Origin of the sequence: Pseudomonas sp. RA_35y_Pfl2_P32, from assembly GCF_963970735.1 — a bacterium.
In the GTDB taxonomy this organism is placed as follows: Bacteria; Pseudomonadota; Gammaproteobacteria; order Pseudomonadales; family Pseudomonadaceae; genus Aquipseudomonas.
Map to the genome: position 1 here is coordinate 88,790 of NZ_CAXAQF010000010.1, position 24,501 is coordinate 113,290.

The 24,501-nt window shown below is 62.8% G+C and carries 23 protein-coding genes and 1 pseudogene; 9 read left to right on the plus strand and 15 right to left on the minus strand.

Annotation, left to right across the window (positions count from 1 at the left end; all coding sequences use genetic code 11):
- Window positions 1–87: 87 nt before the first annotated feature.
- The 4 genes from AACY45_RS11970 to AACY45_RS11985 are packed head-to-tail and all read right to left on the minus strand — an operon-like array spanning window position 88 to window position 4,844.
- Window positions 88–945: an HlyD family secretion protein gene (locus AACY45_RS11970; protein ID WP_339545661.1), complete on the minus strand. Its 858-nt coding sequence runs from the start codon at window positions 943–945 to the stop codon at window positions 88–90.
- Window positions 946–955: 10 nt separating this feature from the next.
- The gene (locus AACY45_RS11975; RefSeq protein ID WP_095077709.1) at window positions 956–1,156 is read right to left on the minus strand and encodes a DUF1656 domain-containing protein; all 201 of its coding nucleotides are present in this window, start codon (window positions 1,154–1,156) and stop codon (window positions 956–958) included.
- Window positions 1,146–3,323: an FUSC family protein gene (locus AACY45_RS11980; RefSeq protein WP_339545663.1), complete on the minus strand. Its 2,178-nt coding sequence runs from the start codon at window positions 3,321–3,323 to the stop codon at window positions 1,146–1,148. Before AACY45_RS11980 ends, AACY45_RS11975 begins: the two co-directional genes overlap by 11 nt.
- A 9-nt stretch (window positions 3,324–3,332) precedes the next feature.
- Window positions 3,333–4,844, minus strand: a complete 1,512-nt coding sequence (locus AACY45_RS11985) for an efflux transporter outer membrane subunit (protein WP_339545664.1) — start codon at window positions 4,842–4,844, stop codon at window positions 3,333–3,335.
- Between the two features lie 180 nt (window positions 4,845–5,024).
- Here AACY45_RS11985 and AACY45_RS11990 point away from each other — a divergent pair, with 180 nt between their 5' ends.
- The 4 genes from AACY45_RS11990 to AACY45_RS12005 all read left to right on the plus strand — a co-directional run bounded on the left by AACY45_RS11990 (window position 5,025) and on the right by AACY45_RS12005 (window position 8,464).
- Window positions 5,025–5,993, plus strand: a complete 969-nt coding sequence (locus AACY45_RS11990; protein ID WP_339545665.1) for a LysR family transcriptional regulator — start codon at window positions 5,025–5,027, stop codon at window positions 5,991–5,993.
- Window positions 5,994–6,141: 148 nt separating this feature from the next.
- Window positions 6,142–6,639, plus strand: a complete 498-nt coding sequence (locus AACY45_RS11995; protein ID WP_339545666.1) for a hypothetical protein — start codon at window positions 6,142–6,144, stop codon at window positions 6,637–6,639.
- Window positions 6,640–6,766: 127 nt separating this feature from the next.
- Entirely contained in the window at window positions 6,767–7,741 is a 975-nt protein-coding gene (locus tag AACY45_RS12000) for a 2-hydroxyacid dehydrogenase (protein WP_339545667.1), read from the plus strand.
- A 213-nt stretch (window positions 7,742–7,954) separates the two neighbouring features.
- Window positions 7,955–8,464 (plus strand): DUF2165 domain-containing protein, encoded by a 510-nt coding sequence (locus tag AACY45_RS12005; protein WP_339545668.1) that lies wholly within the window; start codon window positions 7,955–7,957, stop codon window positions 8,462–8,464.
- Window positions 8,465–8,477: 13 nt separating this feature from the next.
- Here the strand turns inward: AACY45_RS12005 and AACY45_RS12010 are convergent, their stop codons facing one another.
- The gene (locus tag AACY45_RS12010) at window positions 8,478–9,380 is read right to left on the minus strand and encodes a DMT family transporter (protein WP_339545669.1); all 903 of its coding nucleotides are present in this window, start codon (window positions 9,378–9,380) and stop codon (window positions 8,478–8,480) included.
- Between the two features lie 137 nt (window positions 9,381–9,517).
- Here AACY45_RS12010 and AACY45_RS12015 point away from each other — a divergent pair, with 137 nt between their 5' ends.
- Complete coding sequence (locus tag AACY45_RS12015; RefSeq protein ID WP_339545670.1) at window positions 9,518–10,393, plus strand: AraC family transcriptional regulator; 876 nt, start codon at window positions 9,518–9,520, stop codon at window positions 10,391–10,393.
- An 8-nt stretch (window positions 10,394–10,401) separates the two neighbouring features.
- Here AACY45_RS12015 and AACY45_RS12020 read toward each other — a convergent pair whose 3' ends face one another.
- The 8 genes from AACY45_RS12020 to AACY45_RS12055 all read right to left on the minus strand — a co-directional run bounded on the left by AACY45_RS12020 (window position 10,402) and on the right by AACY45_RS12055 (window position 18,687).
- A complete protein-coding gene (locus tag AACY45_RS12020) occupies window positions 10,402–12,840 on the minus strand; it encodes a TonB-dependent siderophore receptor (protein WP_339545671.1) in 2,439 nt (812 codons plus the stop codon).
- 228 nt (window positions 12,841–13,068) lie between these two features.
- The gene (locus tag AACY45_RS12025) at window positions 13,069–14,055 is read right to left on the minus strand and encodes a FecR family protein (RefSeq protein WP_339545672.1); all 987 of its coding nucleotides are present in this window, start codon (window positions 14,053–14,055) and stop codon (window positions 13,069–13,071) included.
- Complete coding sequence (locus AACY45_RS12030) at window positions 14,052–14,624, minus strand: RNA polymerase sigma factor (protein WP_339545673.1); 573 nt, start codon at window positions 14,622–14,624, stop codon at window positions 14,052–14,054. Before AACY45_RS12030 ends, AACY45_RS12025 begins: the two co-directional genes overlap by 4 nt.
- A 14-nt stretch (window positions 14,625–14,638) precedes the next feature.
- Window positions 14,639–14,965 (minus strand): DUF3325 domain-containing protein, encoded by a 327-nt coding sequence (locus AACY45_RS12035; protein WP_339545674.1) that lies wholly within the window; start codon window positions 14,963–14,965, stop codon window positions 14,639–14,641.
- Window positions 14,966–16,552, minus strand: coding sequence for a PepSY-associated TM helix domain-containing protein (locus AACY45_RS12040; RefSeq protein WP_339545675.1), 1,587 nt, complete (start codon window positions 16,550–16,552; stop codon window positions 14,966–14,968).
- Window positions 16,549–16,842, minus strand: coding sequence for a DUF3649 domain-containing protein (locus AACY45_RS12045; protein ID WP_339545676.1), 294 nt, complete (start codon window positions 16,840–16,842; stop codon window positions 16,549–16,551). The genes AACY45_RS12040 and AACY45_RS12045 overlap by 4 nt, the downstream gene beginning before the upstream one ends.
- A gap of 279 nt (window positions 16,843–17,121) precedes the next feature.
- On the minus strand, window positions 17,122–17,529 hold the full coding sequence (locus tag AACY45_RS12050; RefSeq protein WP_339545677.1) for an HPF/RaiA family ribosome-associated protein: 408 nt from the start codon (window positions 17,527–17,529) through the stop codon (window positions 17,122–17,124).
- A 210-nt stretch (window positions 17,530–17,739) separates the two neighbouring features.
- Window positions 17,740–18,687, minus strand: a complete 948-nt coding sequence (locus AACY45_RS12055) for a LysR substrate-binding domain-containing protein (RefSeq protein ID WP_339545678.1) — start codon at window positions 18,685–18,687, stop codon at window positions 17,740–17,742.
- Between the two features lie 135 nt (window positions 18,688–18,822).
- Here AACY45_RS12055 and AACY45_RS12060 point away from each other — a divergent pair, with 135 nt between their 5' ends.
- The 3 genes from AACY45_RS12060 to AACY45_RS12070 all read left to right on the plus strand — a co-directional run bounded on the left by AACY45_RS12060 (window position 18,823) and on the right by AACY45_RS12070 (window position 22,166).
- Window positions 18,823–20,199, plus strand: coding sequence for an L-serine ammonia-lyase (locus AACY45_RS12060; protein WP_339545679.1), 1,377 nt, complete (start codon window positions 18,823–18,825; stop codon window positions 20,197–20,199).
- A gap of 62 nt (window positions 20,200–20,261) precedes the next feature.
- Window positions 20,262–21,563, plus strand: coding sequence for a serine/threonine transporter (locus AACY45_RS12065; protein ID WP_339545680.1), 1,302 nt, complete (start codon window positions 20,262–20,264; stop codon window positions 21,561–21,563).
- Window positions 21,564–21,848: 285 nt separating this feature from the next.
- On the plus strand, window positions 21,849–22,166 hold the full coding sequence (locus AACY45_RS12070) for a DUF3509 domain-containing protein (RefSeq protein WP_339545681.1): 318 nt from the start codon (window positions 21,849–21,851) through the stop codon (window positions 22,164–22,166).
- Here the strand turns inward: AACY45_RS12070 and AACY45_RS12075 are convergent.
- Window positions 22,163–22,663 (minus strand): phosphate-starvation-inducible protein PsiE, encoded by a 501-nt coding sequence (locus AACY45_RS12075; protein ID WP_339545682.1) that lies wholly within the window; start codon window positions 22,661–22,663, stop codon window positions 22,163–22,165. The two genes, AACY45_RS12070 and AACY45_RS12075, sit on opposite strands and share 4 nt — an antisense overlap.
- A gap of 308 nt (window positions 22,664–22,971) precedes the next feature.
- On the opposite strand from AACY45_RS12075, the pseudogene AACY45_RS12080 reads away from it, so the two are divergent.
- Window positions 22,972–23,226: pseudogene (locus AACY45_RS12080) on the plus strand (YebG family protein); the annotation flags it as partial.
- Between the two features lie 253 nt (window positions 23,227–23,479).
- On the opposite strand, the gene AACY45_RS12085 reads toward AACY45_RS12080, so the two are convergent.
- Window positions 23,480–24,499 carry a Leu/Phe/Val dehydrogenase gene (locus tag AACY45_RS12085; RefSeq protein ID WP_339545683.1) on the minus strand — a complete coding sequence of 340 codons (1,020 nt, stop codon included), beginning with the start codon at window positions 24,497–24,499 and terminating at the stop codon, window positions 23,480–23,482.
- Window positions 24,500–24,501 lie beyond the last annotated feature (2 nt).

Sequence of the window (24,501 nt, forward strand, 5' to 3'; positions counted from 1 at the left end):
TAGCAGCTGTCGAGCCTGCGAAGCTGCGTTCGGTCGCGCAGCGGCCGCAGGATCCGAAAGGCGAGGACTGCGTCCTCGAACGCAGCCTCAAGGCGTCTGCTTGACCACCACCGTGCAGGTAATCCCCGCCGCCAGCAGCACCCCCTCCGGGACCTCGTCGATGTGGATCCGTACCGGCACCCGTTGTGCCAGGCGCACCCAGTTGAAGGTCGGGTTGACGTCGGCGATCAGTTCGCGGCTCTCCGGGTTGTCGCGGTCGTAGATGCCACGGGAAATGCTTTCCACGTGGCCCTTGAGGACTTCTCCGCTCATCAACTGCATGTCGGCCTGATCGCCAACGCGCACCCGGGGCAACTTGGTTTCTTCGAAGAAGCCGTAGACCCAGAACGAGTTCATGTCGACCACCGCCATTTTCGGCTCGCCGATGCGGGCGTAGTCGCCGCGATGGACGTTGAGGTTGGTGACATAGCCGTCCACCGCCGCCAGCACCTTGGTGCGCTTGAGGTTCAGTTGCGCCGCTTCCAGCTGCGCCTGGGCGTGCTGGTAGTCCGCCAGCGCCGAGTCGGCGATGTTGCTGGCGTCGTCACGGTTCTCGCGGGAGATCACCAGGTTGTCGAGGTCGGCGCGCCGGTGGGCGTTGACCTTGCGCATTTCCCAGGTGGCCTTGCGCGAGGCCACCAGCGACTGCGCCTGCTTGACCGCGATCAAGTAGTGCTCGGGGTCGATCTGCATCAGCAGGTCGCCCCTTTTCACCCACTGGTTATCGCGCACCGGCACGTCCACCACTTCACCGCTGACGTCGGCGGCGACGTTGATGATGTCGGCACGCACCCGGCCATCGCGGGTCCAGGGGGTGTTCATGTAATGCACCCAGAGGGTACGACCGATCCACATCGCCAAGGCCAGCACCAACAGGGTAGCGAGCAGGCTGAAGAGCTTTTTCATCGAGGTGGTCTCACTGATAAACAGTCAGCGCCAGGGCGCCGAACAAGCAAATGAACAGGCTCAGGCGCAACAGCGCCGGGTGCCAGAAAAAACGGTACAGGTCGAACCCGGACAGGAATCGGTCCAGCGCCCAGGCCAGCGCTGCGGCGATGAAAAACATCAGGGTCATGGTCGGCATGTAGACGCCATGGAAAGCGATTTCACGAGGCATGGGCAGGTCCTTGCAGGGCGGCCAGCGGCGATTGCGGGTCGAGCAGCGAAGTGCGGATGAAATGCAGGTAGCTCTTGACCCGGCGCAGGGGCGAGGTGTCGAAGTGGGGGGCGAAGGGTTCGTCGCTGGCCTGGACCCGGCTGATGGCGTGGTCGACGGCCACCAGCGCGCGCTCCAGGTTGCTTTGCCCCGGTTGCAGGAACAACCGCACCAGGGCGCGGCCCATGACCCGGATCGCCTGGCGCCAGGGTTGCGACTCGGCATACGCCGGATGCACCGGCAGGATCGCCTGCTCCTTGCGCAATTCGATGATCGCGTGGCCGACTTCCAGCACCACGAACATCCAGCGCAGCAGGTCCCGTTGCACCTGGGGTTGCCCGACCGCCAGGCCGTAGGCCTGGTGCAGCAGGTCGCGAGTGCTGCTTTCGAAACTCGACGCCAGGCCCTTGAGCTTGCCGCTGATGGCATACACCACCTGGCCGCGCAGGTCTTGCTCCAGGCGGCGCCACAGCCAGCGGCTGTTGGGCGGCAGAATGATCGCCCCGGCAGCCGCGCACACCAGCATGCCCATGACCATGGCGATGTAGTCATTGATGAAGGTGTAGGGGTTGTAGATCGTCAGGTTGTCCGGCACCGAGCCGGTGCTGAAAAAGATCAGTAAGCCCAGGCCCACCCCGGCGTATTGCGGCCGCGAGGAGAGGAACGAACCGAGCACGATCACCGGCGCGAGCATCACGCACAGCAATGGGAAACCATCGATCCTGGGGAAGATGAAAAACATCTCGACGAAGCCGATCAAGGCGCCCAGCAACGTCCCGCAGGCCATCTGGAAGGCCATGCGCTTGGGGTTCGGCGTGGCGGCGGAAAGCCCCACCGTGGCCGCCGCAATCAAGGTCATGGTGGCGCCGCTGGGCCAGGCGGTGGCGACCCAGTAGCTGCCCAGCACCAACAGAATGAACGCGGCCCGAATCCCCGAGGCCGCCGAGGCCAGCCAGTTGGTTTTCGGGGTGTAGGGCTCATCCCATTGCTCCCGTTCGTGGCGGTGCTCGGCCAGCGAGGCGTGGGTCTGGGCATAGCTGTGCAGCTCGTCGACAAACCGATAGAGCAGCTCATAGGCGGTATGAAAATCCAGTTGGTCGGCGTCGCTCGGCGCGCGCTCCTGGAAGCTCGCGCGCAGGCTGCGCACCCGCGCCGGCAGGCCGTCCTTGTAGGCGGCCAGTTGCATCGCCAGGCGCGCTGCATCGGCATGGGTCAGGGCCCGGCCAGAGAAGCCGTCGAGCAATTCGGCCAGGTCCTGCAGGCCCGGTTTGATCGCCACGATCACCTGGTCGGCGCCGCTGCCGCGCAGGCGTTCGAGCAACTGGTGCAGGGCATTGAAGCGGGTGGTGATGCCCATGAACTCGCTGTTCAGGCGACTGAGCCGGCCGTTGCGCCGGCGCATGTGCGGGTCTTCGAACACCGTGACGCTGCGCAGTCCTTCCAGGCCCACGGCTTCAGCAATGAAACCGACGTTGCGCCGTTCAAAACTGTCGGCCTGACTGCGCCCGCGCAGGCCATCGGTGACGAACAGGGCGAACACCCCGAAGCGCTGGTACAAGGCATTGCGCATCGCCGCGCTGGCGGTTTGCGGCAGGATCGCGGCACTGACCAGGGTCGCGCAGAGAATCCCCAGGGAGATTTCCAGCACCCGCCACACCGCCGCCATGAACGCCCCTTCCGGGTGCGCCAGGGCCGGCAGGCCGACCATCGCCGCGGTGTAGCCGGCGAGCACAAAACCGTAGGCGCGGAAGTTGCGATAACGCGCCGCGCCCGCCGAACAGATCCCGACCCAGATCGCCAGGGCGCCGAGGAACAGTTCGGTGTTCTGCGCGAACAAGGCGATCAACGCGACCATCACCGCCGAACCCGCGAGGGTCCCGAGGAAGCGGTAGAAGCTCTTGGCGAACACCTGGCCGCTCTGCGGTTGCATGACAATGAACACGGTGATCATCGCCGTGCGCGGTTGCGGCAGCTCCAGGCGCATGGCCAGCCACAAGGTCAGGAAGGCGGCAATCAGCACTTTGAAGATATACACCCAGGTCACGCCATCACTGCGTGCCCAGTCGAAAAAGCCACGGCGCCAGTCAAGGGCATACAGCCAGCGCAGCGGTGCAGGCAAGGGAGTCATGGCGTCCTGTCAGTGGTCGAGGGCAGAAAGAATGGCCGGGGTGGGCGGCGCCTGCAGCTGGTGCTCGGCGGGCACGTCGGCGCCGGCGCCGAGGCCGCCACCCAGGGCGGTGACCAGTTCGGCGTGGGCACTCAGGCGCGCGGCCTGGACCTGCTGCTGCACCTGTTGCTGGCGCAACAGCAGGGTTTGCGCGTTGAGCACGTTGAGGTAGTCGGTCAGGCCGCGCTGGTAGGCGATCATCGCGATGTCATAGGTTTTCTGCGCGGCGGCCACCGACTCGGTGGCGAAGGCTTGCTGTTTGTCCATCGACTCACGGCGGATCAACTGATCGGAGATGCCCTTGAGGGCATTGACCAGGGTTTGGTTGTATCGGGCCACGGCCAGGTCATAACCGGCCGCGGCCTCGCCCAGCTCCGCACGCAGGCGGCCACCGTCGAAAATCGGCAGGGAGATCGCCGGGCCCACGCTGTAGTTGAGTTTCTTGCCGGTGAGGAACTCCAGCGCGCCACCGCCGGTGGCCATGTAGCCAAGGCTGCCGACCAGGTCGACGTTGGGGTAGAAGCCGGCGTGCGCCACCTCGATGCCACGCGCCTGGGCCGCGACTTGCCAGCGGCTGGCAACCACGTCCGGGCGCTGCCCGAGCAATTGCGCCGGCAGCGCCGACGGCAGTTTCAACGCCGCCCCCAGCGCCAGGGTCGGACGCTGCAGACGCGCACCCTCCCCCGGCCCCTTGCCGGCCAAGGCCGCGAGTTGGTTGCGGCTCAGGGCGATGCTTTCGTCCAGGACGTCCAGTTGGCGATGGGTCTCCGGCAACGGGGTCTGCGCCTGGCTGACTTCGAAATGGGTGCCGATGCCGCCGTCCAGGCGCTTTTGCGCCAGATCGACAATCTGTTGTTGCTGGGCCAGGGTCGCCGCAATAATGTCGCGCTGGGCGTAATGCAGGGACAGCTGGATGTAGGCCCGCACCACGTTGTGCTGCAGTTCGAGCTGGGCCATGCGCGCTTCGGCGGCGCTCATGTGGGCCAGGTCGACGGCTCGCTCGCTGGCATTGCTTTCGCGGCCCCAGAGGTCCAGCGCATAGCTGAAGCCCAGTGCAGCGTTGTTATCCCAGGTGGTGGCGTTGGCCAACTCGCCCGGACCGTAGAACTGATCGGTGGGCCAGTTGTGGCGCTTGAGGGTACTGTCGGCGTTGACCTGCAACGACTCGGCGGACTCCACCGCCCCGGCCAGGGCCCGGGCCTGGCGCACTCGTGCCGCCGCCATGGCCATGCTTGGGCTACCCTGCAGGGCGAGGTCGACCCAGGCATTGAGTTGCGGATCGCCATAGGCCTGCCACCACTTGGCGCTGGGCCAGTGAGCATCCTGGATGGCGCTCTGGATGGCGCCGTCTGTGGCCAATGTATTGGCATCGAGTGCCTTGCCTTGTGGGGCAATACCTCCGGTTCCGATGCAGCCGCTGATTGCTAACGATAAAGCCCAGACACTGAGAGTCTTCAACTCTCTGTTGATGCGACGCGGCACTGCTGCAAATTCCTGAGGAGGGGGAGATTTCCAATCGGCACAATTCTAGGGGTGGGCCTGTGCGGCGATAAGCTGGGAATCCTGTGAATCTTTGTTACCGTTAACGAGATAATCCCTTGGTTGAATGCCTGAACCTTGTAACTTCGTGTCACAATTTGCCATCTCCCTTGAGAGCACCCCATGGACACTTTGCAAAACATGCGCGCCTTCAGCTGCGTCGCCGAAGCCGGCAGTTTCACCGCCGCCGCTGTGCAGCTTGATACCACTACCGCCAACGTCTCGCGCGCGGTCTCCAACCTTGAGGCCCACCTGCAAACCCGCCTGCTCAACCGCACCACCCGGCGCATTGCCCTGACCGAAGCGGGCAAACGCTATTTGCTGCGTTGCGAGCAGATCCTGGCTTATGTCGAAGAAGCCGAGGCCGAAGCCAGCGACGCCCATGCGCGCCCGGCCGGGCAGTTGAAAGTGCACACCATGACCGGGATCGGCCAGCACTTCGTGATCGACGCCATTGCGCGTTACCGCAAGACCCACCCCGACGTGACTTTCGACCTGACCCTGGCCAACCGCGTGCCGGACCTGCTGGACGAGGGCTACGACGTGTCCATCGTGCTCGCCAGCGAACTGCCGGACTCCGGTTTTGTCTCCCAGCGCCTGGGCATCACCTACAGCATCGTCTGTGCCTCGCCGGCCTACGTCAAAGCCAACGGCTGCGCACACAAGCCCAGCGACCTGCTGAACCACGCCTGCCTGCGCCTGGTAAGCCCGGTGATTCCCCTGGAAAAATGGCTGTTCGACGGCCCCGAGGGCCAGGAAATGGTCACCATCAACAGCTCGCCGTTTTTGGTGAACTCTGCCGATGCGATGAAAACCGCGATCACCAGCGGCATGGGGGTGGGCGTGCTGCCGGTGTACGCAGCGATTGAAGGCTTGCGCAACGGCACCCTGGTGCGGGTGATGCCCAACTACCGTTCCCAGGAGCTGAACCTGTACGCCATCTACCCGTCACGCCAGTACCTGGACGCCAAGATCAAGACCTGGGTGGAATACCTGCGCGGTTCGCTACCGGAAATCCTCGCCGCCCATCAGGCGGAACTGACGGCGTATGAACTGAGTGGGAGTTTGGGTGGGGTTCGGCTGGCGAATTAGTCATTGGCCTATGGCAAAGGAATGCCAAACTCACCGCGTCGATAGCCAATCAATATAAATAACCTGTCAGATATGACAGTAGACAAACTATCTCCTCGAATGAAAACCCCATGGGGCACTCTCATCTTTCATTCGAAGGGATACCAACATGAATGCTTACTACACGGGTTCAAGTAATGAATCCCGCTCCGCGACCGGCAAACTGACCGCCAGAATCCATAACAACTTCAAGTACACCGACTATGAGGGAACAGCCACTCGCTTTATCACTATTGGCGAGCAGGTGGTGTTATTGACCGAGCATAAAATCAGTGGGCTCGAATGGAACTCCATCTCCCTAATACTCCCGGCAACCATTGAAAATAAACGATATGAGTTTCAACCGGACGGTATTGTACGGCCACCTACCTTCATCGAAAACTGGGACGACCCCAGCGGTGGAACATGGCACCGACCTTACTTCCCGAAGAAGGATGTCGGGCATATCACCTTCGATTTCAACTTCAAGGATGGAACCCTCAAGGCCACCTTCAACTTTACGATCATGCACGGTACAACCAGCCATCAAGTGATTGGCGAAATCAATGTTGAAGGCCTTGTGCCTGAAAAAGCCGGACAGCGACACCTGGACAAGCTGTTCGAGTGATCGACAGCCTGTTGAACACTCATGTGCCGTTCTGGATGGCGTCAACCCGGCAATCCGAGCGCTCGCATAATGTCCGGGAAGAATGTTAGCGTGCTTGGCATTCTCCAAGCCCGACGAGCCGCCTCCAATGAAAAAAACCGTCCTCGCCTTCAGCCGTATCACTCCACCGATGATCGAACATCTGCGACAAGACTTCGACGTGATCGTACCGAACCCGAAAAACGGCGACATCAACGCCCAGTTCAACGAAGCCCTGCCCCACGCCCACGGCCTGATTGGCGTCGGGCGCAAGCTGGGGCGGGCGCAACTGGAAAACGCCGGGCAACTGCAAGTGGTGTCCAGTGTCTCGGTGGGCTACGACAACTATGACCTGGACTACTTCAACGAACGCGGGATCATGCTCACCAACACCCCGGATGTGCTGACCGAAAGCACTGCCGACCTGGCCTTCGCCCTGCTGATGAGCAGCGCTCGGCGGGTGACCGAACTGGACGCCTGGACCAAGGCCGGGCAATGGCAGGCCAGTGTCGGCGCGCCGCTGTTCGGTTGTGATGTAAACGGCAAGACCCTGGGCATTGTCGGCATGGGCAATATCGGCGCGGCCATCGCCCGGCGTGGGCACCTGGGCTTCAACATGCCGATCCTGTACAGCGGCAATAGCCGCAAGCACGCAGTGGAACAGGAGCTGGGCGCGCAGTTTCGCAGCCTCGACCAATTGCTGGCCGAAGCCGATTTCATCTGCCTGGTGGTGCCGCTCAGCGACCAGACCCGCCATCTGATCAGCCATCGCGAACTGGGCCTGATGAAGCCCAGCGCGATCCTGGTGAACATCTCCCGCGGCCCGGTCGTCGATGAGGCGGCGTTGATCCAGGCCCTGCAGGACAACCGGATCCGCGGCGCGGGCCTGGATGTCTATGAAAAGGAGCCATTGGCGCAGTCGCCACTGTTTGCGCTGAAAAACGCCGTGACCTTGCCGCATATCGGTTCCGCCACCCATGAAACCCGCGAGGCCATGGCCAACCGCGCCCTGGCCAACTTGCGCAGCGCCCTGCTGGGCGAGCGGCCGCAAGACCTGGTCAATCCGCAGGTATGGCGAGGCTGATAAGCCAGCGGCACGTTCTGGCCCACGTGCCGCCCACTTGCGCCGGCATCACCCAGGTGACGTAGACCCGCCAGGCGAACTGACTGACTGCGGCACAACATCAAGCGACAAAAGTTGCAACTTCGGCTCGCGACAAACTTTCGTCCGCGCGCTATAAACTCCGACTAGCACAAACAGCGCATTAAACGCTGCTAATACTCGGAGATAACGCGCATGATTAAATTCACGACCGCCTGCGCGATTCGGCGCAGCAAAGTACTCATCGTATTAATGGCGGGACTGTTCGGAATATTTACCCTGATCAACAATTACACCGACTACACGGCCTACTACGAATACATCGGCGACATCCTCAGCATGGCGACCACCGAGGGTAATGACTCGCGACGCTACAGGGCGGTCACGTCCAAGTTGTTCCATCATCGCTTCTACTGGACCATCATCACCCTGGAAACCATCTTTACGTTATGTTGCCTGGTCGGAACTTATCAACTTTACCGAAACATCGATTCCACCCATAAGGGCTTTCGCGGTGCAAAAAAAATGGCAATAGTCGGATTGACCATTGCCATTACTGTTTACTACGTCATGTACGTCATCATTCTCAACGAATGGTTTGACATGGAATACTCCACTAACCGCAACGCTTTCGATTGGGCGCGCAGCAATCTCGAATATATGTTTCCCGCGTTGATCTACCTGACCCTGGAAAACGACAGTTAACACACCCCCCTTCTCACGCCAGGCCGGCTTTGACCCGGTTGATCCGCACTGCGGGTGTGCGAAACACCAGCAGGTTACCCAGCATCACCAGCACCAGGCCGACCAGGGCGGGCGCGGTCCATTGATAACCCTCGACGAACGCCGAGACATTCAATGCCACCACCGGAAACAGCACGGTGCAATAGGCCGCACGCTCCGGGCCCATGCGCCCGACCAGCGTCAGGTATGCGGTGAAGCCGATCACCGACCCCGGAATCACCAGGTACAGCAGCGAACCGATGTAGCGGCGGGTCCATTCCATCTCGAAGGGAATGCCCTGGACCAGGCAGTACAGCGACAGCATCGCCGCCCCATAGGCCATGCCCCAGGCGTTGGTGGTCAGGGGCTTGAGGCCGGCTTTCTGTTGCAGGCTGGAAAGCAGGTTGCCCGCCGAAAAACACAGCGTACCGAGCAACGCCAGGCCCAGCCCCAGCAGTGTCTGCGGGCTGGCCATGTGACCCGCCAGTTCCGGCCAGAACAACAGCCCCAACCCGCCCAGGCCCAGTGCCCCGGCCATCAGTACGTTGCGGGCGATTTTCTGCCCGAAGAACACCCGCGCATTCAAGGCATTCCACAGCGTCGCCGTGGAGAACACCACGGCCACCAGGCCGCTGGGGATCCACTGGCTGGCGTAGAGGAAACACATGAAGTTGATGCAGAACAGGCACAGGCCCTGGGCCACGCAGATCAGGTGCCCACGCCGGTTCATCACCTGCAGCTTGCGACTGAGCAGCAGGATCACGAACAACACCAGGGCGGCCAGGCCAAAGCGATAGACAATCGACACCGGTATGGCCACGACCCCCAGTTGCAGTTTCAAGGCGATCCAGGTGGTGCCCCAGATCAGCACAGTCAGCAGGTATAGCGAGAGGTTCATGGCGGCAACTCCTGAAGATGGCCTCCAGTCTGTGCCGCAGTCGTGAGGCGCACTTGCATAAACTTGCGCTTTTGTCCGTTGCCGGGATGGCACGGGCAGGTCGACGGAGTAGGATGCAAGGCGTTGGAGAAACGATCATGCCCGCACTGGAAACCCTGCAAGTCTTTCAAGCCCTCAACCGCTCGCCCCATGCTCGTCTCGAGCACAGCGCCGAGCTCGGTGACGGCATGGCTGCAGCCCGGTGGAGCAACTATCACGACGCCCAGGACTATCAAGCCCCCGGGCATCACACCCTGTCCTGTTACCTGGCCGGCGGCACCGGGACTTTCCGCCGCGAACAGCCTGGCACCACCGGCGGTCCCGACAAGCTCTGCGTGCTGCCCGCCGAACATCAGTCCGCCTGGGTGATCAACGGGGACATCCGCCTGGCCCACCTGTATTTCAGCCCGGAGCAGTTCGCCCTCGGCTGCGTCACCCTGCTTGATCGTGAACCCCGTGCGCTGCACCTGCGCGAAGGCACCTTTCTCGACGACCCGTTGCAGGCCCGACGCTTTCACCAACTGATCGCTTTGAACTGGAATGAACCCGGCGAGCGCCTGCTGACCAGCAGCCTGGCCCACGAAATGCTCAGCCACACCCTGCTCAACCAGGTCGGCCTGCGCCAGGGGCTGCGGCTCAAGGGTGGCCTGGCCGCCCATCAACGACGGCGCCTGGTGGAGTACATCGACAGTCATCTGGAGCAGTCCATCAGCCTTGGCCAACTGGCGGCCCTGTGCGCGCTGTCGGAGTACCACTTCGCGCGGATGTTCCGGGAGAGCTTCGGCCTGCCGCCCCATCAATACCTGCTGGCCCGCCGCCTGGTCCAGGCCCGGCATCTGCTGCGCAGCACCCGGCACCCCTTGGGGGAGATTGCCCTGGCCTGCGGTTTTGCCAGCGCCAGCCATTTCACCAACCGCTTCCGCCAGGCCATGCACGGTACGCCTGGCGACTACCGCCAGGCGTTCCAGGCTTAGGCCATCGTTCAGAATTCGAGGGTGCTGGACAACGACACCTGCCGCGAATCCCCCATCGAGACAAAAAAGCGGCTGGCGGCCGAGGTGTAGTAGGTGCGGTCGAAGAGGTTCTTCACGTTGAGCTGGAACTTGACCTTCTGCCCGTCGAGCCGGGTGTCGTAGGTGGCGAAGGCATCCGCCACGGTGTAGCCCGGCAGGTCAAAGTCGTTGACCGCGTTACCGGCCCGTTCGCCGACATAACGGGCGCCAGCACCGACCCGCAGTTGATCGCCACCGATCAGGCTGCCGAAGTCGTAGACCGCCGACAGTGATCCGCTGTTGCGGGCGACGTTTTGCAGTTTCTTGCCCTGGTAGGTCGGGTCTTCGGTGACCTCGGCATCGGTGTAGGCATAACTGCCGATCAGGCTCCAGCGTTCGCTCAACTGCCCGCTCAGGTCCAGTTCCAGACCCCGGGAGCGAACCTCGCCCGCCGCACTGTAAATCGTCACCGGCCCCTCGGCGTTGGCCACCAGCACGTTGCGCTTCTTGATGTCGAACAGCGCGATATTGCCGGTGATGCGCCCCGGCAGATCGAGCTTGGCCCCCAGCTCCCAGGACTTGGCCTCTTCCGGCGCCACGCTGCCATCAAGCACTGTGCTACTGCCACTGAGCGGGGCAATGGTGGAGTTGGGCTTGAAGGATTCGGTGTAGCTGCCGTAGAACGACAGCGCATCGGTGTAGCGATACACCAGGCCGGCGCGGGGCACCCACTTCTGGCCGTTGGTGTCGGTGTTGACCTTGAACGGACGGCCCTTGCCGGCGTACTGGTCGTATTCCTGGAAGCGCGCCCCGGCGATGAGGATCCATTGCTCATTGAGATGAATCGAATCCTGCAGGAACACCGAATCGCTGCGCAGCAGGTCGGTCTGCGCGCTGTCCGCGGCGCTGACGGTGGTGCCTGCCACTTCACGGCCATAGACCGGGTCGAGGTAGCTGAACGACGGCGCCTGGCTCTTCTGCCGGATCAGGTCGGCGCGGTAGATCTTGCGGTACTCATCATCCACCCCCAGCACCAGGTCGTGTTGCATGCCGGTCAACTCGACCTGGCCCTGCAGGCTGGCGGTGGTGAAGCGGTCGGTGCTCAGGGCGCCCTGGGTGCCGTCCATGTTGCGGGTCAGCGTGCCCTTCGCCGGGTCGATCGCGGTGATGCGGACCTGGCTGGCATCGTAGGTTTCGCGGTTCCAACTGTAGCCGAAGTGGGCGCTCCAGTTGTCGTTGAGTAGGTGATCGGCTTCGAAGTGGTAGAGGTCCGAGCGCCCCTGCATGTTGTTGAACGGCTCGTCCAGACGTCGGTCAGCCGGAATGTCCAATGGGTGATTGGTCAGCGGATCGATGGCGGTGCCACGGTCGAATGGCGAGAGGAATTCGCGGTGCTCGTAGGCAAATTTCAGCGTGGTGCTGTCGCCGTACCAGGCCAGGGACGGCGCGATCAGGCTCTCGCGGTGGGTGCCGAAATTGCGCCAGTAATCTTCGTCTTCGTGGTCCAGCACCAACCGATAGGCCAGCCCGGACTCCCCCAGTGCCCCGGTGCTGTCCAGGCTGGCACCGCTGCCGTTCTTGCCGTCGCCATAGCTTGAGCCGCGCGCGGTCAGGGCGTTGTAGGCCTGCACCTGGGGTTGCTTGCTGACCATGTTCACCACCCCGCCCGGGTCCTGGATCCCGTAGAGCAAGGAAGCCGGTCCCTTCAGCACCTCGACCCGATCCACCGAGGCATTCAAGCCGCGCCCCTGCACGATCGGCATGCCGTCGCGCATGATCGAGCCGTTGCGGTTGTCACCAAAACCACGAGTCATCACCGAGTCCTGGGTGCTGCCCAGCGTATTGCCCTGAGTGATGCCGCTGACATTGGCCAGGGCATCGTCGAGGTTGCGCGGCGCCTGGTCACGCAGGACCTGGGCCGCGACCACGTTGATGGTCTGGGGGATTTCCTGCAGCGTGGCCGAGGAGCGCGCAATCGAGGTGGTTGCCGGCGGCTGGTAGCTCAGCGAGGGGTCCTGCACCGAGGTGATGGTGGTTGCCCCCAGGTTCAAGACGCCGGCAGTGGGCACAGGCTCCAGGACCAGGGTATGGGCATCGGTCTGGCGGAACGTCATTGTCGAACGGCTCAACAGCCGCTGCATGGCTTGCTCGGCACTCATCTGCCCACTGATGGCCGGTGCCGTCACGCCGTAGGGCGCTTCATCGGTGTAGACCACGCTGATGCCGGTCACCCGGCTGAAATCGCTCAGGGCCTGGGGCAAGGGTTTGGCATCGATATCGAAGCGAAATGGTGCGCTGTGTTGCTCACTGGGCGGTGCGGCCTGGGCCACGTTCAGCACTGATAACGTCGCCGCCGACACCGCCAGGACCGAGCCCCCGAACCACTGTTTGACCGAACCGCCTGCCACCGAAATTGCCCTGGACTTCATTGCTTGGACCCATGTGTAGTAACGCAACCAATACGAATAATTCGCACTTTCATCACTACACGGATGGCGCCCAGGTTTACCTCACCTGATCGGCAAAAATAATTGAATCCCTCCAGTTGCCCGTAGCAGCTGTCGAGCAACGCGAGGCCGCGTTCGGCTGCGCAGCAGACGCCAAGGGCCCACGCCGACCCGGCAGCGGCTACGGCTACGGCGGCTACAAAAGCGCGGTTAACGCAGGATGATCAGGCTGCCCAGGCGGTTCTGCTCGAAGCCCAGCAGCCCTTGCAACGACGCCAGGACTGCTTGCGGGTCCTGGCTGGGGAAGCTGCCGCTGATTCGCCGCGCGCCCAGCTCATCGTTGAGCAGGACGATTCGTCCCGGGTAATAGCGCTGCAGGTCCTGCACCACTTCGCCCAGGGGCACCTTGTAGTAATTGAGCCAGCCCTGGCGCCAGGCCAATTGCGCCTGCGCGTCGATGGCCTGCAGGGCGCGGGCATGGCCGGCGCTGTAGGCCACTTGCTGATCGGCGCCCAGCACCTGCTGCTCGGCGCCTTTGGCCGGGGTCACGCCGACCCGTCCCGAGAGCACGCTGACCTGCGCGCCCATGGATTGCAGACGCACTTCGAACTGGGTACCGAGGACCCGCGCCTCGCCCTGGTTGGCATCGACCACAAAGGGTTCGCCGGTGCGGCTCACGCTGAAAAACGCCGCCCCCCGACGCACCTCGACGTGCCGTTCACCGCCGCTGAAATCCACGGCAATGGCGCTGTCGGCATCCAGGGTGATCACCGATTGATCGGCCAAGGTCACGCTGCGCACCTGCCCCGGCGCCGAGACATAGTCGGCACCCAGGTCATCGAACCAGCGTGACGGCTGCCAGCCCGCCCCCATCGACACCATCAGCAGCAGGCTGGCAGCCAGCGCCAAGCCGCCCGACCAGCGCCGCACGCTGGAACGCCGCGAGCGGTTCATCGCATTCAGGTAACCCTGCAGGGCCAAGGCGTCCTCGTCGGCCAGGGCGCGGGCGGGCACTTCGCTGAGTTCCCAGATCACCTGGGCCTGGGCATAGGCCTCGGCGTGGGCAGGATCGGCCTGCAGCCAGTGGCTGAAGGTCGCTTGATCGCCACTGCTCGGCTGGTCGTGCAACAGGCTCAGCCAGGCCAGTGCGGCCTGTTCCTGCGCGGGCGTCGGCAAGACGCGAGTGTCGTGGTTCACGGGGCTTTCCCTGGCGTACGTGATTTGGGGTCCCGCAGACTGGCCTTGCAGGCTTCGAGCGCGCGCATCATATGTTTTTCCACGGCACTCTGGGACAGCCCCATGACCTTGGCAATCTCCGCGTACTTGCGGCCGTGGATGCGGTTGAGCAAAAAGATCTGCCGGGTGCGCTCGGGCAAACTGCGCAGCGCGGCTTCCACATGCCTTAAGTCATTACCGGCTTCGAGGGCCGCTTGCGGCTCCACACCGAGATTATCCTGTTGTTCCGGCAACCAGCCTTCGCTCAACCGCCCACGGGCTCCTTCGCTGCGCAGGTGATCGATGGCGATGTTGCCGGCGCAACGCAACAAATACGTACTGAGTTCCTCGACCTGCACCAAGGGCCGCCGCCAGAAGCGCAGGAACAGGTCCTGCACCAGGTCGGCCGCCGTCGCCCGACACCCCACCCGCCGACTGACCAAGGCCTCCATCTGCGAGCGCTGGGACAAGAACACCTGGAGAAAATGGGCGCGGCCGTTCGGGCTGTCGCTGCCGTCGGCCTTCTGCGGTTCAGGGGGCATGTTGATCATCCGGCTCGGTTCGCCTATCCCCGCGCCAGCGCAACAAGCGGGCTGAACAGCAACCCGAATGCCGCCATGAGCATGACCAGGCGTGGCCGATAGGGCAGCAACCACACCAGCAGCAGGGCGCTGGCCATCAGGGCCGCGCACCACTCAACCAGGCCCAGGCTCCAGCCGGTGGCCAGGACGGCCGCCGCCAATGACAGCCCCAGCAGCGACCAGCCGCACAGTTTCAACAACCGCCGCACACGCGCCGTCGGCGTGCGGGCGAGCAGGTCGCGATGATGGCGATCCATCGACAGGCACAACGCGGTAAATCCGCCGTAGCTCAGTAACACAGGCAATAACATTCAATTCACCTCGATTTCGGATGCCACACTCGGTGCACGCACCGCACGCGCCGGGGCTTTGCCGCCGAGCTGCCCGGCCCGCTTCATCTTCCACGCGGCCCAGGCGAGGAACAGGCCACTGCCCAGGCACGTCAGGTCAAAGCCCAGGCGAGTCCAGTCGCCTTGCGCCAGCAGCGCGCGCAACGACTGCTCGGCGCTCATGACGTCCAGCAGTGGCACCGCACAGAACAACCCGGCGGCCAGCGCCAGTTGCTCAACCCAGGCGGTGCGACCACGGCGCACCAGGGCATGGACCAGGCTCAAGCCCCAGGCGATGAAAAAGCTGTTCACCTCCCACTCGCCACGCTCGGTCAGGCTCACCGGCAACAGGCGGTTGGCCCAGAAGAACACCGCCACCGCGATCAGCAGCCCCGACATGCTGGCGATGTTGAGCACCTCCACCAGCCGCAACTCGAACGGCATCACCCCGCTCTTGGCATGTTTCAACTGCCGTTTGCCCAGCCAGATCACCAGCCCGGTGCCGATCATCGCGGTGCCGGCCAAGCCGCAGATAAAGTACAGCCAGCGCAGGGTCGGTCCGGCAAAATGCCCCAGGTGCAGGCCGTAGAAACTGCCAGCAATGGCCTGGGGCAGCGGGCGCGCCGGATCGGCCGTAAGAAATGCGCCGCTGACCCCGTCGAACGCCACGGCACTGCCAAACTCATGCATCACCCGGTCGGCGCTGCTGCGCATGACATTCACTGTGGCCTTGATGTCACCCGGATGGCTCACCGTCACCAGGCTCACCTGGCCGCCACCCCACTGCTCACGCGCCCGCTCGACAAAGGGCGCCAGCGCCAGCAACTGCCCGGGCTGACCCTGGGCCTTGGGCGACTCCGACGCCGGGAACAACTCACTGAAGAAGCCGTCGGTATCGCCCTGGTAAGCCACCAGGATGCTCGCCGGCATCACCATGTACATGAAGATCACCAGGCTGCTGTAGGTGATCATCAGGTGAAACGGCAACACCAGCACCCCCACCGCGTTGTGCCCGTCGAGCCAGGAACGCTGGCCCTTGCGCGGGCGGAAGGTGAAGAAGTCCTTGAAGATTTTCTTGTGGGTGATGATCCCAGTGATCAACGCCACCAGCATCAGCATCGCCGCACTGGTGGATAACCAGCGGCCCCACGGATGGGGCATCTGCAACTGGAAGTGGAAGCGATAGAAGAAGTCGCCGCCGCGGGTATCGCGCACCTGCAGCACCTCACCACTGAGCGGGTCGAGCTGGCGTTGCTCACGGGGGCCCCGTCGGCCCTCATTGCCCGGCATCTGCCAGGACACCGACAGGCCAGGGTCGCGCGCATTCGGCAGGCTGATCACCCAGCGCCCGGCACCGGCGGCGTGCTGCTGCAGGTAGTGCTGCGCCAGCGTCAGGCTGGCTTCGCTGTCGACCTGACGCACCGGCACCTCCGGCTGCATCCAGTGGCTGATCTCGTCGTTGAAGTACGACAGGGTCCCGGTGAGGAAAATCGCGAACAGGATCCAGCCAAAGATCAATCCGGTCCAGGTGTGCAACCAGGCCATGGCCTGACGGAAGCCCTCTTTCATGATTGCCCCAACCCGTAACCCAGGCCACCGAACGCCGCCAGCACTATGCCGGGCAGCAACAGACCGAGCCACGCCTGCCAGGCGCTACGGCTGGCAAAACACCAGAGCACGGCCACCAGGTACACCAGGAAGGACGTCATCATGCCGCTGATCACGGCTTCGGCGCGGGCCATGGGCAGCCACAGGCTCATGCAGATACTGGCCAGTGCCGCCAGGAGGTATCCGCCAAACAGCGCGGCCAGCACCCGCGAGGTGACGGCCAGACGATAGGAAACGGGAAGGCTTTTCATGTTTCGACCTTGAAACGAAGGGAGATCTGCGCGCGGTCCATGCCAACGCAGGGTCAACGAGGGCCAATAGTAATGATAAATATTCTCATGCGCAAAAGACTCCGATGAAAAAGCCTTGCCGCCGTCGGTCAGCGTTGATGGCTTGAGGGTCCCATCGGCAGACCTGCGTGGCGTTCTGCACCCTGTAGCCGCTGCCGAAGGCAGCTACAGGGAGCCCAAAAAAAACGGGCCTGCATCTGCAGGCCCGTTCTCATTGGGGGGGTCAAGGTGTTTCAGGCATCAGCTATTGAGCGCGGCCTGTTCGTTCTCGAGAAATTCTTCTTCCAGCAGCGCGTCGGCGTGGACTCCCGAGTGGATTGGGGTCACCGTTGCGCGTTTACCGCGCAGTTTGCCAAACAGGTGTTCCAGCGCATGTTCAAGCTTGGTGGCCGCCCCTTCGATGGCCTGTTCCAGTGTGTCGGCTTTATGAGTCACGGATACCGGTTGATGGCCTTTTGGCCGCGCTTCAAGTTGGCAGCGCATATCGTGTGGACCGGGTTTATCGCCGTTCTCGTCGCGCAGGTGGACCTCGATGCGTGTCAGGTCTTCGTCATAACGTTCGAGCGTGCTCTCAATGGTAGTACGTACCCACTCCTCCAGTCGGATGCTGCTTTGAATATGGTTATCGCTGTTGACTTGGATTTGCATAGTTCATCCCTTATTTCAGCTAGCTCGCGAGAGGTCCGGTGTAGCGTTGATTCTTCAGTGACCGTGACCTCTTACTTACAGAGTTGGGCAGACGGAGAAACAATTCAACCCCTAAAAAAAGATAAATTTTTCATTGCTGAAAAAGCCGGACAACGGACAAAAGCGCTGTTAAGGTCGGGAGTTGGGTCGCCTGGCAATAGCAACAATTACTCACAACTGCTCCTCGCCCAAGGGGTGCATGCCGCGAAATATCTGCGCCTCTTCCACCAGCCAGTCATGCACCGCGCGAACGCCCGGATGGCTCAGCGCCCCCGGTGCATAGAGCAGCACGTAACGTTTGTAGTTGGGCACGGCGACACCAAAGGGCACGATCAACGTACCGCGCTCAAGCTCGTCGTTGAGCAGGGTGCGCCGGGCAATGGCCACGCCCATGCCGGCAATCGCCGCCTCGATGGTCAGGTGGTTGCGATTGAAGGTATGCCCGCGCCGTACATCGGCACCGTCGAAGCCGATGGCGTTGAGGTAGAACTCCCATTCCGCGTATTCATAGCTGCCACGCCAGGCGGTGATGTCGTGCAACAACGGAAAATGCACCAGGTCCGCCGGCCCGTGCAGCGGGGGGCGCCCGCGCAACAGGCTGGGGGCGCAGACTGGAAAAATCTGTTCATCGAGCAGGGCTGTGGATAACAGCCCCGGGTAGCTGCCGTCGTTCAGGTCGATCGCCAGGTCGAAATCGCCTTCGTGCAGGGCCACGCTGCTGTCCTCGGCCACCAGGCGCAACTGGATGTCCGGGTAGCGCTGTTGCAAACGCGGCAGGCGCGGGGTCAGCCATTTGCCGAGGAAGGACGGGATCGAACGCAGGCGCAGGATGCCGCTGATCATGCCGGCGTCCAGTCGACGCAATTCCGCGTCGATGCTGCCATAGGCTTCGCCGACGGTGATCGCCAGGCGCTGGCCTTCGGCACTCAACTCGACGCCACGGGCGCGCCGATGGAACAGGCGAAACCCCAGGCGCTCCTCCAACTGGCGGATCTGCTGGCTGACCGCCCCGGGGGTGATGTGCAGCTCTTCGGCACAGCGGGTGAACGACAGGTGCCGCGCCGCACAGGAAAACACATGCAGCCAGACATAGGTCTGGGCGTGAAATTGACGACTCATCGTTTAGTCCTGCTAAAGCCTTTCTTAGGAAGTTTCGTTGGTCACCGCGGACCGAGGTAGGCAGTATCGCCGACCTTGCGCTCGTCCTACAAAAAATGGCAGCGATTCCTACTCCATTGCTTGTAAGGCTTTAGCATGGCTATCAGTGTTTTTGATCTATTCAAGGTCGGCATCGGCCCGTCCAGCTCCCATACCGTCGGCCCGATGCGCGCCGCCGCCACCTTCGCCCAGGCGCTGTTCGACCAAGGCCTGCTGGGCCAGGTTCGACGCGTCGAAGTCCGCCTATACGGCTCGCTGTCCGCCACCGGGGTCGGCCACGCCACCGACCGCGCCTGCGTCATGGGCCTGATGGGCGAATGGCCGGACAGCATCGACCCCAACAGCATCGGCCCACGTATCCAACGGCTGCGCGACAGTGGCGAATTGCTGCTGGGCGGCCGCGTGAGCATTGCCTTCGACTGGCAGCGCGACCTGCTACTGCTCGATGAAAGCCTGCCCTACCACCCCAACGCCATGGCGCTGAGCGCCTTTGGCGAGAATGGCCTGCTGTTGGAACAGACTTACTACTCGGTGGGCGGTGGTTTTATCGTCGAGGCGGCCGAGGTCGAGTCCGGCGCACCGGCAGGCGATGACGTGCAACTGCCGTACGATTTTTCCAGCGCTGGCGAACTGTTGTCGCTGTGCAACCAGCACGGCCTGCGGGTTTCCGAGCTGATGATGGCCAATGAACGGGCCTGGCGCAGCGACACGGAAATCCGCCAGGGCCTGCTGCACATCTGGTCGGTGATGCGCGAATGCGTCGAACAGGGTTTGCGCCACGAAGGCATCTTGCCTGGCGGCCTGGATGTGCCACGACGCGCGGCGAAACTGCACCGCAGCCTGCTGGAAATCGGCAAGCCGAATGTCATCAGTTCGACCCTGTCGGCGATGGAGTGGGTGAACCTGTTCGCCCTCGCGGTCAACGAAGAGAACGCCGCCGGCGGGCGCATGGTCACGGCACCGACCAACGGCGCAGCCGGGATCATTCCGGCGGTGCTGCATTACTACATGAAGTTCAACCCCGAGGCGTCGGATGACGATGTGGTGGCGTTTTTCCTCGCCGCCGCGTCCGTGGGCATCCTGTGCAAGAAGAACGCCTCGATCTCCGGGGCCGAAGTCGGCTGCCAGGGCGAAGTCGGCTCTGCCTGCGCCATGGCCGCTGCCGGTCTGGCAGATGTGCTGGGGGCCACGCCCGAGCAATTGGAAAACGCCGCCGAGATCGGCCTGGAACACAACCTGGGCCTGACCTGCGACCCGGTCGGCGGGCTGGTCCAGGTGCCGTGCATCGAGCGCAACGCCATTGCTGCGGTGAAAGCGATCAACGCCACCCAGATGGCCCTGCGCGGTGACGGCAAGCACTTCATCTCCCTCGACCGGGTGATCCGCACCATGCGCGATACCGGCGCCGACATGCATGACAAATACAAAGAGACTTCACGGGGCGGCCTGGCTGTCAGCTGGGTGGAATGCTGAGGAGCATTCCCTGCCGCCCGTAACACGTGAGCCCGAGCAAAAATAATAACGAGGCCAAAACGATGACCGATGTACGTACACCTGCTGCCGAAAACCCCGCTGTAGATCTGACCCACACCCCGCCAACGGCCCACACGGGCTGGAGCACACACGACAGCACCTGGATGCTCGGCCTGTACGGCACGGCCATCGGTGCAGGCACCTTGTTCCTGCCGATCAATGCCGGCGTCGGCGGCTTCTGGCCGTTGCTGGTACTGGCGGTGCTGGCCTTTCCGATGACCTTCTTCGCCCACCGCGGCCTGACCCGTTTTGTCCTGTCCGGGCGTTCCGGCGACATCACCGAGGTGGTGGAAGAACACTTCGGCGTCGGTGCCGGCAAGCTGATCACCTTGCTCTATTTCTTTGCCATCTTCCCGATCCTGCTGGTCTACAGCGTGGCGCTGACCAACACCCTGGGCAACTTCATGGAGCACCAGTTGCACATCACCCCGCCGCCACGGGCGGTGCTGTCGCTGGCGCTGATTCTCGGCCTGATGGCGATCGTGCGTTGCGGCCAGGGCGTGATCGTCAAGGCCATGAGCGTGCTGGTGTACCCGTTTGTCGCGGCGTTGCTGTTGCTGGCCCTGAGCCTGATCCCGAACTGGAACGGCGCGTTCTTCGCCTCGGCCGGTGAGGGCATGCCACTGCCGGTGTTCTTCAAGACCCTGTGGCTGGCAATCCCGGTGATGGTGTTCTCGTTCAACCACTCGCCGATCATCTCGGCCTTCGCCGTCGACCAGAAGCGCCGCTACGGTGCCCAGGCCGAGGCGAAAAGCAGCGGCATCCTCGCTGTCGCCCACAGCATGATGGTGCTGACGGTGATGTTCTTCTGCTTCAGCTGCGTGCTGGCCCTGTCCCCCGCAGACCTGGCGGCGGCCAAGGCACAGAACATCTCGATCCTGTCGTACCTGGCCAACCACTTCCAGACCCCGGTCATCGCCTACGCCGCGCCGTTGATTGCGCTGGTGGCGATCACCAAATCCTTCCTGGGCCACTACATCGGCGCCAGTGAAGGTTTCCAGGGCCTGATCGTGAAAAGCCTGCGCGGCCGTGGCCGGGTGATGTCGAGCAACTGGTTGAACCGTGCCACCGCACTGTTCATGATCCTCAGCTGCTGGGCCGTGGCGACCTTCAACCCGAGCATCCTGGGCATGATCGAAACCCTCGGCGGGCCGGTCATCGCGTGCCTGCTGTTCCTGATGCCGATGTATGCGATCCGGCGCGTGCCCTCTCTGCGCCAGTATTCGGGCCAGGTGTCGAACGTGTTCGTGGTCCTGATCGGCCTGATTGCACTGTCTGCGATCATCTACTCGGTACTGCCCTGAAACGGACCGCCGAAGGCTGAGCGGTTGACCCCGCTCATCTGATCCATGTGGGCTGGCTTGCCAGCGATAGTGGAGTATCAGGCGCCGCCGATGCGGGTTGTGCCGGCCCTATCGCGGGCAAGCCCGCTCCCACGGGATGGGGTGAGGCTCGCTGATCTGCAGGTGATCACCCCCCACGGCATGCCCCTTGCTACGTCCCTGCTATCTGCCGACGGTCCGGAACTGCGAACAATTGCGGGCACTGCCGGTCAATGACTGCACGATCCAATCAAGCGGTGACGCACTATGGACAACCCCTTCCAACTGATTACCGACACCTTTGCCGCCGATTATCAGATCAACCTGAGCATTCAGGGGCAGGACGGCGGCATCATGCTGACCCTGTCCAACGCTGGGCGCATTGTCGCCAAGCGGATGATCAGCGTGGCCCAGCGCAACGATCCGCAGCGTTTGAAACGGCTGGTGCAAAGCATTCAATTCGGCATTGCCATCGAGCAAGGGCACAGCGCCATGGCCATCCTCGAAGCCATGACCGACAGCGACAACCTCAAGTTGCCGCCGCCGCGGGCCAAGGTCGCCCTGCCCCTGTCAGCCCGGCCTTAAAGCTCGCCCTTCTCGACGTCCGGGTGCTCACTGGAGCCGGCCCCCACCTTGCGTTGCGGGTGCTCGATCTTCACCGAGGGGAACTGCGAAGAGGCATAACGCACCACCAGGATCGCAAACGCCAGCAGCAGAATCCCGCCGCACAGGTAGATGATGCCCAGGTCCGGCGGGTTGTGGTGCGACACGTTGGAGATCAGCAGGCGGGTCAAGGCGGTGATCGCCACGTAGATCAGAAACCGCACGGGCATGTGGTTGGTCTTGAAGTAAATCCCGACCATCGCCCCCAGTTCCAGGTAGATGAACAACAGCAAGATGTCATCAATCTTGATGTGTCCCTCTTCGATCATGCCGAGAAATTCCATGACCGCCGCCCAGGCGGTGACCGCGCCAATGGCGAACAGGGCCAGGTAATGGAAGGTTTCAACAAACAGATTGCCCAGGGTTTCAGCCAGCTCATGCACGTTCTGGCGAAGTCGCTCCGCCCAATGGATTTTCACGGTGATGCTTCCTTAGGTCGGTTCGACCGGATGATGGGGGTTCGACATGACGGTTGTTCTGCATGCAGAAAAAAGGCCAGTGGCTGTCAGATGAGATGACGGCGACGCGAGATGGGACACTTTGTGGGTATCGCCACTGGCCTTGTTGCGGGCAAGCCTTGCTCCTGCATGGCACCACCTGACAACGCGTGAAACCGGTCTAGATTAAAAAGCGACTACCCAAAGGACCGGGATTGGCTTATCCTTTCGCTGTATATAAATACAGTAGTCGCAATAGACAACTAATGTGAAGGCATGTGAGGTGGTAAATGGCCGTCGAAGTGGTATACCGCAGCAGCCGAGATCTGGAGCGCTTGTTCATGGATAAAGCCGAAGCTGACCGTCATGACAAAATGCTCGAACTCGCCGAGTTGCTGGCTGAAGTGCTGCAAAAAGCCGTTCCGTCCCTGAGCGAACAGCAAGTGGAAGAAGCGGGGATCTACATGGCGAAAAATCGCGATGTGTTCGCCAAGGCGTTCAAGAGCCAGCCGGACGCCCTGTCCGAATTGCTCAGCGCCCCTGCCCCGTCTGTACCCGCGGTCGAACCTGCTGAACCCGCCGCAGACGTCGAGCCTGGCGAACCGGCCAAGGCAGCCAAACCGGCCAAGGCGGTTAAAGCCGCGAAGTAACGACCGGCAGCATTGAACAGGCCCTGAATCACTGATCCAGGGCCTTTTTCATGCCTGTAGGGTTAGAAAGCGAAGCTGGGTTCTGGCATCGCCATCAGTGACTCCGCGCCCGCCAGGACCTGGGCCCGCAGGCCGGGGAGAGGGTGACTCAGCGATACAGCAGGCGCTCTGCCAATTCGTCCGCCACCCGCGCCGGCGAGCGTTTTTCCGCCTGGGCGTGGGCGAAGACTTCGGTCAGGCGCGAACCGATTTTCGCCAGGTGCCCGGTAATGCTCGACAACTCATCGCCGCGATGCTTGAGCACCACGTAGATCAGCCCACCGGAATTGATCACATAGTCGGGCGCATAGAGGATGCCGCGGCCCTCCAGTTGGTCGGCGACGCTGAGGGTGGTCAACTGATTGTTGGCCGAGCCAGCCACCGCCGCACACCGCAACTGCGCCACGCTGTGGCTGTTGAGCACCCCGCCCAGGCCACAGGGCGCAAGGATGTCGCAGGGGGTGCTGAGCAGTGCTTCGTTGGCAATCGGATGGGCACCCAACTGCTCCATCGCCAGTTGCACCTTGCCCGGGTCGATGTCGCTGACCAGCAGCTCAGCCCCTGCGGCATGCAGTTGCTCGGCCAGGGCGAAACCGACATTGCCCAGGCCCTGGATCGCGACCCGCAGGCCCTCCAGGTTATCGCTGCCCAGGCGAGCCATGGCGGTGGCTCGAATACCGGTGAACACCCCCATGGCCGCATGCGGCGAGGGGTCGCCCGAGGCAGTGGTGCTGGTGACATGCTGGGTTTGCTGGGCGATGCAGTCCATGTCGGCCACCGAGGTGCCGCTGTCGATGGCGGTAATGTAGCGGCCATCGAGTTGCTCGATACAGCGCCCGAAGGCCTCGAACAGCGCCGCCCGGTTTTCCACATGGGGTGGACGGATGATCACCGCCACTCCACCCCCCCGGGGCAAGCCCGCCAGGGCCGCTTTATAGCTCATGCCCTGGGCCAGGCGCACAGCATCGGTCACGGCGCTTTCGTCGTTGGGGTAGGCAAGGTAACGGCACCCACCCAGGGCGGGTCCCAGGCGGCTGCAATGAATGGCAATCACGGCCTTCAACCCGGTGGCCGGGTCGACGCTCAGGTGCAGCGATTCAAGGCGAGTGCTTTGCATGAGAGCGAACATCG

What these genes read in the sequence shown, in the direction of transcription:
- AACY45_RS11970 (WP_339545661.1), bottom strand. Translation starts at nt 945, where the DNA reads ATGAAAAAGCTCTTCAGCCTGCTCGCTACCCTGTTGGTGCTGGCCTTG.
- AACY45_RS11975 (WP_095077709.1), bottom strand. Translation starts at nt 1,156, where the DNA reads ATGCCTCGTGAAATCGCTTTCCATGGCGTCTACATGCCGACCATGACC.
- AACY45_RS11980 (WP_339545663.1), bottom strand. Translation starts at nt 3,323, where the DNA reads ATGACTCCCTTGCCTGCACCGCTGCGCTGGCTGTATGCCCTTGACTGG.
- AACY45_RS11990 (WP_339545665.1), top strand. Translation starts at nt 5,025, where the DNA reads ATGGACACTTTGCAAAACATGCGCGCCTTCAGCTGCGTCGCCGAAGCC.
- AACY45_RS11995 (WP_339545666.1), top strand. Translation starts at nt 6,142, where the DNA reads ATGAATGCTTACTACACGGGTTCAAGTAATGAATCCCGCTCCGCGACC.
- AACY45_RS12000 (WP_339545667.1), top strand. Translation starts at nt 6,767, where the DNA reads ATGAAAAAAACCGTCCTCGCCTTCAGCCGTATCACTCCACCGATGATC.
- AACY45_RS12005 (WP_339545668.1), top strand. Translation starts at nt 7,955, where the DNA reads ATGATTAAATTCACGACCGCCTGCGCGATTCGGCGCAGCAAAGTACTC.
- AACY45_RS12010 (WP_339545669.1), bottom strand. Translation starts at nt 9,380, where the DNA reads ATGAACCTCTCGCTATACCTGCTGACTGTGCTGATCTGGGGCACCACC.
- AACY45_RS12015 (WP_339545670.1), top strand. Translation starts at nt 9,518, where the DNA reads ATGCCCGCACTGGAAACCCTGCAAGTCTTTCAAGCCCTCAACCGCTCG.
- AACY45_RS12020 (WP_339545671.1), bottom strand. Translation starts at nt 12,840, where the DNA reads ATGAAGTCCAGGGCAATTTCGGTGGCAGGCGGTTCGGTCAAACAGTGG.
- AACY45_RS12030 (WP_339545673.1), bottom strand. Translation starts at nt 14,624, where the DNA reads ATGATCAACATGCCCCCTGAACCGCAGAAGGCCGACGGCAGCGACAGC.
- AACY45_RS12035 (WP_339545674.1), bottom strand. Translation starts at nt 14,965, where the DNA reads ATGTTATTGCCTGTGTTACTGAGCTACGGCGGATTTACCGCGTTGTGC.
- AACY45_RS12040 (WP_339545675.1), bottom strand. Translation starts at nt 16,552, where the DNA reads ATGAAAGAGGGCTTCCGTCAGGCCATGGCCTGGTTGCACACCTGGACC.
- AACY45_RS12045 (WP_339545676.1), bottom strand. Translation starts at nt 16,842, where the DNA reads ATGAAAAGCCTTCCCGTTTCCTATCGTCTGGCCGTCACCTCGCGGGTG.
- AACY45_RS12050 (WP_339545677.1), bottom strand. Translation starts at nt 17,529, where the DNA reads ATGCAAATCCAAGTCAACAGCGATAACCATATTCAAAGCAGCATCCGA.
- AACY45_RS12055 (WP_339545678.1), bottom strand. Translation starts at nt 18,687, where the DNA reads ATGAGTCGTCAATTTCACGCCCAGACCTATGTCTGGCTGCATGTGTTT.
- AACY45_RS12060 (WP_339545679.1), top strand. Translation starts at nt 18,823, where the DNA reads ATGGCTATCAGTGTTTTTGATCTATTCAAGGTCGGCATCGGCCCGTCC.
- AACY45_RS12065 (WP_339545680.1), top strand. Translation starts at nt 20,262, where the DNA reads ATGACCGATGTACGTACACCTGCTGCCGAAAACCCCGCTGTAGATCTG.
- AACY45_RS12070 (WP_339545681.1), top strand. Translation starts at nt 21,849, where the DNA reads ATGGACAACCCCTTCCAACTGATTACCGACACCTTTGCCGCCGATTAT.
- AACY45_RS12085 (WP_339545683.1), bottom strand. Translation starts at nt 24,499, where the DNA reads ATGTTCGCTCTCATGCAAAGCACTCGCCTTGAATCGCTGCACCTGAGC.